The organism is Gardnerella nova (genome assembly GCF_049244055.1).
Taxonomy (GTDB): domain Bacteria; phylum Actinomycetota; class Actinomycetes; order Actinomycetales; family Bifidobacteriaceae; genus Bifidobacterium; species Bifidobacterium vaginale_H.
In genome coordinates this window covers 225,125-236,704 of the sequence record NZ_CP058369.1, presented here as the reverse complement: position 1 = coordinate 236,704, position 11,580 = coordinate 225,125, and the positions used below count along the sequence as shown (strand labels likewise).

Sequence of the window (11,580 nt, the reverse complement as noted above, 5' to 3'; positions counted from 1 at the left end):
ACGGCAAATTTCGGCGCTTTGTATTACTGTGGGAGTGTGACACAACTCAGTAGATTTAAGTTGGCAGCACTGGCATCTGCAGCCATGCCCGAAGTACAGTTTGCAGGAACGCGCCGCAGCGAGCAGGTTAACAACACTGATACAGCCGCGGGGATTTCTCACGCCGTTGTGCAAGACGTTTCCGGTAAACTTTACGACATTTTCATTAGTTCAGAAGACAAAGGCCGCAAACGCTTACACGATCGCGCTCGCGCAGCATGGACGCTGCAGCACAGCAAAGATTTAGCAGCATTGGGATTCGCATACGATACGATGCTCACGTTTATTCCAGGAAAACGTAACGAAACCGACAAAGCAGCCGCAAATAATCACACAAATGACAGCGGTAATGAAGATGGCGCGGCTCAGCCAATGCAAAACATGTCAAGTCTTATCGCAAACGATGACGATGATCCAACTATCCTAGTTAGCGAACATCTCGAAGGAAGCGCTCGTGATTTGAGACTGCTTACTACAGATGACTGCGCAAACGTAGGCACTGCTATTGGCGCAATTCACCGTTTACGTCCAACGTTTATAACGCGAGGAAAGTATCCAGCTTTCACTACCGGCCAAATTCGCGCGCAATTAACCGGCTGGATTAAAAGACTTCGCCAAGCCGGGCACATTCCTACAGAAATCACTGACAGCTGGTCTAAAGTATTAGAAACTGAAGGATTGTGGTCATTTGATACGTGCCCTGTTCACGGTGGTTTTGTAGATGGAGATTTGCTGTTTGCAGGCTCCACTATTACAGCCATTACGAATTGGCAAGGTATGCAAATTAACGATCCTGCACGCGATTTGGCTTGGATTTTTGCCAAACTGAATGAACAGCGCCGCAATGCCGTACTCTCCGCATACGGTAGAATCATGGGTTCAAGGCTCGATAGCCTGATTATGCTACGCGCAAACTTGTGGCTGCAAATGGAGCAGGTCGGCGATTTCCTGCAGGCATTGCAACGTGCCGATACAAACGGAATTATGCGGTTTAAGGCACAGGTTGAGCGTTTAGCACACGAATTAACAAGAATTAGCCACGCTCATTCAACAAAAGCTGGTAATGGCACAAATATGCCAGCGTCAACTATTACCGTTGGCACCTTGTTGGAAAGAGATAACGCAAGAAACAGGCAAGCTGCGGAATCTGCTGCGAAAAATAACACGGGAACTGTTCAAACCGACGAAACTGACGAACGCGATATCACAGTAGAAAACAGCACAAGCCACAATAATCAGTACGCGAGCGACACTACCGCCGAACGCAACGTGACATTAAACGACGATACTCACGAGCGCAATGTGCAATACGCCGGCACGAACGTATCAAATGTTGCTGAAGCTCAGGAAGCCGCAAAACTTGCCGACGATACAGCAACGCAAGTTATTACTCACATTGAATCTTCCCATAGTTCGCACGAAACGGCGGAAACTATTGCACAAACAATAACCAACAAAGCCAAGTCGACTAGCGAAAGTACTGCAAGCGAAAGTACTGCAAGCGAAAGTAACGTAAACGACAGTAGCACAAACGAAAGTAATGCAAGCGAAGTTCGCGAAGCTGAAAACGCAAGCAGCGCAAATAACGTTATCGCATCCGACAAATCGGACGACGATAAACCAGAAACCGTAATCATTCCTCTACTCGAGCGCGAGGAGCAGGCAATGAAAGATGCGCAATCAGGGCTTAGCAAGTAAACTTACGAACAAACTTCAAAAAAATAAGCAATACAAATACAATACGTGCGATACGAAAAATAAGTTACCAGGAAAATATCAAAAGTAAGGAGCAGATATGCGAGTGGTATTAGGCGTGAAAAACATTTCCGACTCAATCGACTTTGAAACGAACCAAAATGCGGATGAAGTACGCGCAATAATTAACAGTGCGCAGGAAATGTTCGAATTTAAGGACGTAAACAACCGCACCATTATCATGCCAGCGTCATCTCTGTCTTACGCACTTATTGGAGACACTCCAAAGCACGCAGTCGGCTTCGGCGCTTTACATTAAGGATAACAGCTTGATTTGCGCGAGTTTGCGATTTTCGCTTCTCGCGCTTTTATTTTGCAAGATTCTTGGCTTTCGTCTATGAGTTTTGATTGATGTTTTAGATTGTTGCTTTGATGAGTCTAAAGAAATTTCAGCATCGCATACAACGCTCGTACACTTTGTGTGTACTCGCTGCTGAGCTTGCGTTGAAAGCACCCCGTGCTTTCAACTTTGAGCAAGCTCACGCTCCGAGTTGCTTTCGCGCGCGCAATGCTGCGCTCAAGCAGGTCGTCGCGCCCAGTCCTTCGTCGCTCTGTTCTTAATTGTTCGTAATGAGACGCTCGCGTTTTATTACGCTCGCTCGCGAAACTCGCGTTGGAAGTCCCCCGGACTTCCAACTTAAGCGAGTTTCCGCATTGAAGTGCCTACGCGCGCTACGCTTTAAGCGCTCCGGCAAGTCAATGCGCCTAGTCCTCTTTTAGCACTCTGCTCGAAATTTCTTTAGACTCTAAGTTAATAATCTTTAACACAAAACTCATAGGCTCGTGCAAAAAGTTGCGAAAGTGCGTGGTTTGCTGAGTGCAACTAAAGTTGCGCAACTAAGCTGCGGTTGGTACGAAAAAAAAATTGGTTTGGCGTGGTGTATGCAGTAGCAATGATGCTAGTGTCTTCTAATCAACAAAACTCAACGTCTGCAGAGCACTAATGCTAGTATTCTCTAATCAATATGCTCTTAATGTTGCAGTATTTTTAAAACCGCGCGATAGTATTTCGGATACTACGTCGCGGCTTGTTGTTTCTTCCCCCAAGCGGTTCGGCTTACCGGTACCATGCCAATCCGAACCGCCCGTAACCAACAAATCGTACTGTCTTGCTAAAGCGAGCAAACGCTGACGCTGGTTGCACGAATTTCCGCGATGATACACTTCCAAACAATCAAGTCCCGCACGTGCAAACGTAATAATCTGCTCGTCTGAAAGCAAACGCGCATTACGACTATAATCAGCCGGATGCGCAATACCAATCACGCCACCAGCATGTTTAACAGCAGCAATTACCTCGCGAACATTCGGTGAAGGAGTAGGAATATAGTAAGGACTGCAAGGCGAAACGGGGCCAGCAAAAGCCTCAGAACGCGTCTTGCAAACTCCAGCGCAAACCAACGCATCTGCAATATGAGGACGACCAAGCGTAGTTAAATCACCATGCTTAGCCTGAGCCAACACATCGTTCCATGTGATCGGAAAATCATGCGACATACGCTCAACCATGCGCTTAGTGCGTTCAAAGCGACGCTTACGAGTGAGCGCAAACATATCCATTAAATACAGGTCTTGAGGATTGTACTGGTACGCGAGCATATGCACAAACACGCCTGCATCCTCAGCAGTAATCTCTGAACCAAACAATACTGGCAAACTCGCAGCATCCGCAGCTTTACGGAAATCGCTCCAACCCGCGGTAGTATCGTGATCCGTAATAGCAACTCCTTGCAAACCAAGGGAACTGGCCTGCTGCACCAGTTCTTCTGGAGTGGCAGTGCCATCAGAATACACCGTGTGACAATGCAAATCCCAGCCGGCTTTTTGAACGGCATTGTAAGAACCAGCTGAGTATGCCGTAGTATTGCTTATTACAGTCATATAATTATCGTAAACTGTAGTAGTAACGTTTTATGAATTTGTAGGAGTAGCAATGCAGCAATCTGTCAGCATGCAAGAAAACTGCGACAATCAACTCCCCGGATGGAGACATTCAGCAATTTGGACTTACGGCATTATGCTACTCGTATCTGCGATTGCGCTGGTAACGTCCCTAATACTTTCAGCAGAAACGCTTGCTTTGGCGCGTGCTCCGCAAAAAATGCTCAGTTGCGACTTCAACAACGTAGTATCGTGCTCTCGCGTAGCGCAAACTTGGCAGGCAGAAGTGGTGAGGTTTGGCGAATTAAGCTTCCCTAACGCCTTCTTTGGAATTGCCGCCGAAAGCGTATTTGTGACGCTCGCAGTTATAGGCATGATTCGCGTACGCGTGCCACGTTGGTTTGCCGTCTGCACTTGGCTTGGCGGATTATGCGCGCTACTTTACGCTTACTGGCTGTTTTCGCAATCAATGTTTGTAATTCACGCGCTATGCCCGTGGTGCATTGTGCTCATGTTCTCTACTACCGTGCAGTTTATGTCGCTTTCACACGCGAGCGTAAGTTCACAAGGGCTACTTACTCAACGCTTCCCTTGGATTAAGCGCTATTATCGTATGCGCTACGATTTGCTAGTTGACATGCTGTGGATTGCGGGATTAGTTATGCTTATTTTAAGCCAGTATGCGAAAGCTATCTTTTGATAAATTAGTCACTAATTTATAAATTATATTACTATTTGCTTAATGTGGCGCGAGTTTTGGTGGATTTCTCTCCTCAAACGTCCCGTCCTTCAGTCGCTCTGGTTGTTAAAGGTTTTTATGTCTGCTTCGTTCTTAATGAATGTTGCTCCATCAGTCCTCTTTTAGTGCTCGTAGAGAAATCCCCCTAAACTCTGCGTGCTAATCGTTAATAACCGTGTCTATCGCCGAGATTTTTCGATTTTTCTTCTTCGCTCGACTTGTCAGTAGCCTTCGGCTCTGCGCGACGACCTGCCGAAGCGCTCAAAGCGTAGCGCGCGAAGGCAACTCGGAGCGGAAACTCGCTTAAGTTGGAAGTCCAGTGGACTTCTAACGCGAGTTTCGTAGCGAGCGCGTCGCAATCCGCGCGAGCGTCCTTCGCTCAGCGCGAAAAATCTCAAATCTCTACCACACTAATATCCACACGACCAAATGACGACGCAATAAAGCTATAAAATAATCTATAAGATTATTTTTTACTAATTTATTAGATTAATTGCACAAATTTCGCGCGAGTTGCTGCATGCGCTCGCTTTTGTCGGAATTAGTAAGCGTTATACTTCCTTCACTAAACGCATCAGCAAGCTCACCACGCTCCGCAAGCACCTCGCGCAAATGGTGAATCGTGCCTTCATTGCCGTCAACGATATTCGTACGCTCCGGCAGCAACTTTCGGAAATAATCGCGATAAAACACGAAATGCGTACAACCAAGTACCACCGAATCAATGTTATCTAAATCGTAAGCGTCAAAATACTTGTGCAAAGTATCCATAACTTTTTCGCTATTATTAAGCTCACCTTGCTCAACAATACGCACCAAATCAGGGCACGGTTGCGAAAAAATAGTGTTGTTTTGTGAAAAACGTTGCAGCAAATCCGCAAACTTGCGCTCGCGTAACGTCAGCTCAGTTGCAGCTACGATTACGTGCTGAGGCTCGCCTTTGCCAAGATCACAAGCTAATTTCAACGCAGGTTCCATGCCGATAATCGGAATATCGTAATGCGCACGCAAGTCGTTCACTGCTGCAGAAGTGGCGGTATTGCAAGCAATAACAACAGCTTTGACGCCAAGTTTGACAAAATTATCGACTATTGAAAAACTAAGTTTTTTAACTTCGTCAGGCGTTTTAATACCGTAAGGAGCGTTAGCAGAGTCACCAAAATAGATGATACGCTCGTGAGGTAAGTCAACCCGCATTTGGCGCGCTACGGAAATTCCTCCCAAACCAGAATCGAAAACGCCAATTGGTGCCGACGATGCCATACGCTACCTCCTAAAAACGTTTACTATCGTAGTGACGAGCCTCAACATACTACTCGACATACCGCACCCTGCCGCCACGAATTACCGCAACTTCGTCAGCAATCTCCTGCACAACTCCCAAATCGTGTGTAATAAACAAGCACGCGTAATTGTACTTTTGTTGCAAATCACGCAACAAATTCAACACACGCCTCTGCACTGTAACATCCAACGCAGAAGTCGGCTCATCTGCAATAAGCAAAGATGGTTGCAAAATAAGCGCGCGAGCAATACCGACGCGCTGCCTCTGCCCGCCCGAAAGCTCGTGCGGAAAACGCTTTGCAAAATCGGTCGGCACCTGCACTTGTTCCAGTATCTTCTTCACGCACTCCTTACGCTCACTAGCATCAAGCTGCGTGTGCAAAAGCAGCGGTTCTGCAATACTCCAACCAACGGTTTTACGCGGATTAAGCGCAGATCCGGAATCCTGAAAAACGTAGCCAATGCTTCGCATTGCATTTAGACGACTTTTTCCGTGAAGTCTGTTAATATCTACTCCATTTAGCAAAACTTTGCCAGAGTTTGGCTTTATTTGGCCAGAAATCACTTTTGCAATTGTGGTTTTTCCAGCTCCGGACTCGCCTACTAAAGCGAGCGTCGAACCGGCGTTAATGCGCAGGTTTGCGTTATTTAATGCGAATTTATTAGCTAATTTGCTAAAACGCGCGTGCGAATAGCGTACGCTTACGTCGCGAATTTCTACAGATGGTTCCGCTACAGATGGTTCCGCTGCAGAAGATTTTACCGACGCAACGTTATCAATATTTGCCGAATTTGCAGAAATATTTTGCGAAATATTTTGCGAAATATTTTTCACAATCTGCTCAGCTGCTTCTTCCATACTTTCGTAAGAATCGCCGTTTTGCGCATATTGCATATCAAATTTCGGAACCGATTCCAGCAAAGTGCGCGTATATTCATGCTGCGGATCTGCAAAAATATGTTGAACCTTACCAGATTCCACAATATTTCCACCTTGCATTACGTACACTTCACTAGCAAGCGCACGAACAACGCTCATATCATGCGTAATAATCAGCACAGCAAGCTGTAATTTTCCCGACAATTCGCGAATAAGCCGTAAAATATCTCGTTGCGTAGTGATGTCTAGCGCAGTCGTAGGCTCGTCCGCAATTAATACTTGCGGACGATTTATTAACGCCATCGCAATCATCGCACGCTGAAGTTGACCTCCAGAAAGCTCATGCGCGTACGAACGATACACGCGATCAGCATCACTCAGCTCAACCTCTAAAAGCTGCGCAATTACGCGCTTTTTGCGCTCTCTTGCGCTTAATTTTCCTGCTTTTTCAGGATGATATATTAGCGCTTCCTCAATTTGCTTACCAATTGTTTTAACAGGATTAAATGCGCTGGACGGCTCCTGAAAAATCATGCCAATCATTCCACCGCGAATACGCTCGTAAGGAGCATTTTCGCTTAGCAAATCTATGGCGGATTCGTTGGCATAAGTAGCGTTAAGAAGCGCACTTCCTTCAACTTTGGCAGAATCTGAAAGCAAACCCATAAGAGCCAGAGCAGTAAGCGATTTTCCAGAACCGGACTCACCCACTAAAGCCGAAACTTCGCCCGCACTCATGCGCAACGATATATCTCGCGTAATTTGACGGCCGCCAATCGAAATCGACATACCGTCGACACTTATAACAACTTTTTCTTTCAGATCAGTCACAACTAATCACCTCTCCAAAGATACAGCGGCGTAATTCGGGTACGCAGGGAAACTTCCGATGTAGAAATTCTCCACGCCACTTCCGTGAATAAACGTATTATGCGAGTAAATAAGCGGCACAACCGGCGAATCAGCCATAATAGTGCGGTCTGCTTGCTGCCACAATTTTTCCGCTTCGTGCGAGTCAACAGTTTGTATTGCTTCTCGAAGCAGGGCATCTACTTTAGGATTTTCGTAGCGAGAAATATTCCAGTTACCGCCGCCAATTTGCGAAGAATCAAAAAGTGGGCCCAAATTGGCGTAAGCAGAAGGAAAATCAGGTTGCCAAGAAGCCAAAGCCAAATCGTAGTCGCCTGAATTTGAAGTGATTGCGTCCGTAAAGTTTACTGCGTCAACGGTTTTAATAGTTACTTTTATGCCGGCGCGCTGCAAGCTGGATTGCACAGAAGAAGCTACTTGCGTTTGATCCGGACGCGCAATAAGACTCAACTTAATACCAGTTTGACCTGATTTTTTCAACAGTTGTTTAGCTTTCGCAACGTCTCCGCGTGGATCTGTAGCGTACAGATTAAACTGCTTCCTGCCAGAAATACCAGGCGTAATAAGAGTTGTTGCAAAACCGCCGGCAATTGAGCCGCCCTTCGCCGTGCGGTACGACTGCTTATCAACCGCATACTGAACTGCCTTGCGAACATTGATGTCCGTTATTCTGCGCGTATTCATAGCCAAATATTCAAGAGCACCGTCACTACTTGTAGTGAGCAAGCTTCGCGACTTAGGGTTTGCTTGAGCCTGCGCAAGCTGAGCAGGCGGCACAAAATCAGCCAAAAATGCGGATTTTGTATCCGAATTTCCTTGAATCATCGACTGAGCCGCAACAGTAGCATCCGAACCAAGCTTCCAAACAATCTCATTAGGACCAGCTGTGCGAATGCTGTCAAGCTTTGAATCCCAATACTTATTACGCTGCATAACAACTTTTTTGCCGACTTCGTTTTGCACAATTCGGTATGGTCCGGAAGCTTTAGGATGCTTTGAATACGTTTGCACGTCGCCAGAATTCGCTGGAACTGGCACAAACGCTGCCAAAGACGCAACCCAAGGCCAATCTGCAAACGGAGCTTTTAAGTGGAAAATAATAGTTTGATCGTCTGGAGTTTCAATGGAATCAAGCGACTTTCCACTAAAAGGACCGTCATAATTTTCTCCACCAACGAGAAGAGTCTTATGGTAGCTAAAACCGCCGCTTAAAGAATCAGCAAAAGAGCGCTCAATGCCGAATTTTATATCGCGCGAAGTAATTTCACTTCCATCTTCGTACTTGACACCCTTCTTAAGCGTGTACTTCCAAGTTTTGCCGCCGTCGCTTGTGGTGCCGGTATCCGTTGCTAAATCTGGAACAACGCGCGTTTTGTCGCCTGAATTTGGACTTACTTTCCAAGTTGTAAGCGCGCGGAATATGAAATTATTCGACGTAATCGGCAAACCTTGGCTGCGAGCTGGATCGAAATTCATATTGGTATTCGACGTAAATACAGTAAGACTGCCACCTTTTTGCGGATTGGAATTTAGCGCGGAAGCGTTGGTACCGCTGGATTTTGTAGAGCTGGCACTTCCGCAAGCAGAAAGTGAAAGTAACGAAAGTAACGAAATCGGAAGCAACGAGAAAGCTGCAAGTGACGCAACAAACTTCTTCGAAATTGCAGTTACGTCTGCAGTTACGCCTGCAGTTACGCTTGAAGTTACGCCTGCAGTTACGCCTGAATCTTTGTTTGTATTTGTATTTGCATTTTTACTTGTATTTATATTTTTATTTTTAAAAGTGAACATAATAATCCCCTTATATTTATTAGTATTTTTTTAAATTTGTAATTTGACTCTTCAAAATGTGGACTATCGACTTAATTCCGATTTTTTCTTTACGTGCGGGTACAGAAAAAATCGTTTTTTGGCGAGATTTCATTATTTTCTTTACACAGCAGTAAAGGAAATGTCGCTTATGGAGCTTTTGAAGAGCTATGTTAATTTATGAGCGCGCGAATCCACTAACAGACTGCGGCGCGAGGATCGACGAAGCGATAACAGACGTCAACCACAAGATTCACAACAATAACAAGCGCAGCCGCAAACAGCGTCACACCAACAAGCACCTGCAAATCAAGATTTTTCACAGAATCAAGAAGCAGCGAGCCCAAACCTTGCATAGAGAAAACGCGCTCAGTTATTACAGCACCACCAAGCAAACCGCCCAAATCCAAGCCAAACATAGTCAGCACAGGAAGCATCGCATTAGGCATAGCGTGACGCGTTACAGCCTTCGAACGCGGCATGCCCTTAGCCAAAGCAGTACGCATATAATCCTGCCGCAATTCGTCAAGCATGTGAGCGCGAGTAAGTCGCGTATAGTATGCCGCGTTAAGAAGCGCCAAAACAAGCCACGGAAGAAGCAAATGTTGAAGCCAATCTAAAGGACTTTCCGCAAAACTTACGTAACCACCCGTAGGAAAAATTGGCAAATAAACCGCAAAAGCAAGTATTGCAAGCATGCCAATTAAATACGCTGGAGATGAAATCCCTACAGACGAAAGCGCTCGAAGCGCGCGGTCAATAAAAGATCCTTCTTTTGCAGCAGAAATAACTCCAGTTGCAACGCCTACAGTAAGCCAAAGAACCGCAGCACCAGTTGCCAACGAAGCAGTTACCACGAAACGGCTCATAATAAGATTAGTTACAGGCTCGTTTAGCGTAAACGACCATCCTAAGCATGGACCAGCGCACACGATAGCAGCTCCAGAACTATCTGTGAACTCGCGACCGAAGAATATGCCACGAATATAACTGCCAAGTTGCTCATACCATGGCGAATCAGTTCCCATAAAAGCGGAAACTCGTGCCAAACGTTCAGGAGTGCAAGGCTTTCCGCAAGCAAGTTGCGCAGGATTGGCAGGAAGCATAAAGAAAATAAGGAATAACACGACTGCAATCAGCGTTAAAACAAATATTGCGCTTGCTGCACGCTTGCCAATAAAAACAAGAAAATCGGAAATCTTGCCGATTATTCGCGAATTGGCAGCAGATTTATTAATGCTGATTTTCGGCGTATTTTGAGTATTTTGAGTATTTTGCTTGTTACTCATTCCGTCACCGCCTTTTTGGAAGCTCGCGGCTGAAGAGTACTAGCCAAACCGTCGCCAATAAGATTAAAGCCGAAAGTAAGCAAGAATAGCGCAATTCCAGGGAAAAGAAGATACCAAGGATCAACCAAAACCCACTGAACTGCGTCCGCAATAGCGCGTCCCCACGAAGGCGAAGGCGGATTCATGCCCACACCAAGGAACGACAACGCAGCCTCCGCTCCAATGCGACTAGGAATAAGAAAAGTCACATTCACCAAAAGAAGAGGCAACATATTCGGCATTATCTGCTCACGCAAAATATGCCATGTGTTCGCACCCATTACGTAAGAAGCCACAGTGAAATTGCGAGATTTTAGCGAAAGCGTTTGCGCTCTAACCAAACGAGCGATGCTTGGCCAGCCAAAAAAGCCTAAAACAAGCGTTAGCAGAATCGGCCGCGGGAAATTTTGCGGCACAACTGCAGACAGCGCAATTGCAAAAATCAGGAACGGAAAACCGAAGAACACATCCATCGTGCGCGAAAGCAAAGTGTCTGCGAAACCACCGAAGTACCCTGCAATCATGCCGATTAGAATGCCGAGGAATAGCGAAATTACAGTAGAAGCGATGCCAATCCCAAGAGAAACGCGCGCTCCATGCGAAATAATCGCGAAAATATCAAGACCACGAAGCGGAGTTACACCGAACCAATGTTGGAAACTAATACCACCCTGGCCTACTGGAACTGAGTTGGAATCTAATATTTCCGGATGCTCAGAGTAAGGATTATTGCCAGTAATTGTTGTAAAAACGTCGGCAAAAATAGCCAAAACCGCAAAAATAGCAATAATTACAGTTCCAGCAACAATGCCGGTATTAGTTCTTGCAAGAACGGTGACGCCAGATGAATCACGCTTATAGCGTGAACGAAATACACCGCCCCTTCTCATCTTTACTCATTTCGTCACCTGCACTTTCTTTTTGAATATCATGCAATATAAATTAACGCAAAATACAAATCGAGTAAAAATTTGTATTGTTGTCTTATCGACACT

At 45.8% G+C, this 11,580-nt stretch carries 9 protein-coding genes; 3 read left to right on the top strand and 6 right to left on the bottom strand.

What is annotated here, in order from left to right; translation table 11 throughout:
* Positions 1-84 precede the first annotated feature (84 nt).
* A complete protein-coding gene (locus HXT56_RS00940; protein ID WP_421778516.1) occupies positions 85-1,737 on the top strand; it encodes a phosphotransferase in 1,653 nt (550 codons plus the stop codon).
* A 97-nt stretch (positions 1,738-1,834) separates the two neighbouring features.
* Positions 1,835-2,053, top strand: a complete 219-nt coding sequence (locus HXT56_RS00935) for a DUF3107 family protein (RefSeq protein ID WP_421778208.1) — start codon at positions 1,835-1,837, stop codon at positions 2,051-2,053.
* 701 nt (positions 2,054-2,754) lie between these two features.
* Here the strand turns inward: HXT56_RS00935 and HXT56_RS00930 are convergent.
* Positions 2,755-3,675, bottom strand: a complete 921-nt coding sequence (locus HXT56_RS00930) for a PHP domain-containing protein (protein WP_421778207.1) — start codon at positions 3,673-3,675, stop codon at positions 2,755-2,757.
* A 52-nt stretch (positions 3,676-3,727) separates the two neighbouring features.
* On the opposite strand from HXT56_RS00930, the gene HXT56_RS00925 reads away from it, so the two are divergent.
* Entirely contained in the window at positions 3,728-4,375 is a 648-nt protein-coding gene (locus HXT56_RS00925; protein WP_421778206.1) for a vitamin K epoxide reductase family protein, read from the top strand.
* 528 nt (positions 4,376-4,903) lie between these two features.
* On the opposite strand, the gene murI is transcribed toward HXT56_RS00925, so the two are convergent.
* The 5 genes from murI to HXT56_RS00900 form a co-directional block, all read right to left on the bottom strand.
* Positions 4,904-5,677, bottom strand: coding sequence for a glutamate racemase (murI, locus tag HXT56_RS00920; RefSeq protein WP_421778205.1), 774 nt, complete (start codon positions 5,675-5,677; stop codon positions 4,904-4,906).
* Between the two features lie 49 nt (positions 5,678-5,726).
* The gene (locus tag HXT56_RS00915; protein ID WP_421778515.1) at positions 5,727-7,367 is read right to left on the bottom strand and encodes an ATP-binding cassette domain-containing protein; all 1,641 of its coding nucleotides are present in this window, start codon (positions 7,365-7,367) and stop codon (positions 5,727-5,729) included.
* A 48-nt stretch (positions 7,368-7,415) separates the two neighbouring features.
* Positions 7,416-9,239, bottom strand: a complete 1,824-nt coding sequence (locus tag HXT56_RS00910; protein ID WP_421778204.1) for an ABC transporter substrate-binding protein — start codon at positions 9,237-9,239, stop codon at positions 7,416-7,418.
* Positions 9,240-9,454: 215 nt separating this feature from the next.
* On the bottom strand, positions 9,455-10,546 hold the full coding sequence (locus HXT56_RS00905; protein WP_250309990.1) for an ABC transporter permease: 1,092 nt from the start codon (positions 10,544-10,546) through the stop codon (positions 9,455-9,457).
* A complete protein-coding gene (locus HXT56_RS00900) occupies positions 10,543-11,475 on the bottom strand; it encodes an ABC transporter permease (RefSeq protein ID WP_250309991.1) in 933 nt (310 codons plus the stop codon). Before HXT56_RS00900 ends, HXT56_RS00905 begins: the two co-directional genes overlap by 4 nt.
* Between the last annotated feature and the right edge of the window lie 105 nt (positions 11,476-11,580).

What these genes read in the sequence shown, in the direction of transcription:
- HXT56_RS00940 (WP_421778516.1), top strand. Translation starts at nt 85, where the DNA reads ATGCCCGAAGTACAGTTTGCAGGAACGCGCCGCAGCGAGCAGGTTAAC.
- HXT56_RS00935 (WP_421778208.1), top strand. Translation starts at nt 1,835, where the DNA reads ATGCGAGTGGTATTAGGCGTGAAAAACATTTCCGACTCAATCGACTTT.
- HXT56_RS00930 (WP_421778207.1), bottom strand. Translation starts at nt 3,675, where the DNA reads ATGACTGTAATAAGCAATACTACGGCATACTCAGCTGGTTCTTACAAT.
- HXT56_RS00925 (WP_421778206.1), top strand. Translation starts at nt 3,728, where the DNA reads ATGCAGCAATCTGTCAGCATGCAAGAAAACTGCGACAATCAACTCCCC.
- murI (WP_421778205.1), bottom strand. Translation starts at nt 5,677, where the DNA reads ATGGCATCGTCGGCACCAATTGGCGTTTTCGATTCTGGTTTGGGAGGA.
- HXT56_RS00915 (WP_421778515.1), bottom strand. Translation starts at nt 7,367, where the DNA reads ATGTCGATTTCGATTGGCGGCCGTCAAATTACGCGAGATATATCGTTG.
- HXT56_RS00910 (WP_421778204.1), bottom strand. Translation starts at nt 9,239, where the DNA reads ATGTTCACTTTTAAAAATAAAAATATAAATACAAGTAAAAATGCAAAT.
- HXT56_RS00905 (WP_250309990.1), bottom strand. Translation starts at nt 10,546, where the DNA reads ATGAGTAACAAGCAAAATACTCAAAATACTCAAAATACGCCGAAAATC.
- HXT56_RS00900 (WP_250309991.1), bottom strand. Translation starts at nt 11,475, where the DNA reads ATGAGAAGGGGCGGTGTATTTCGTTCACGCTATAAGCGTGATTCATCT.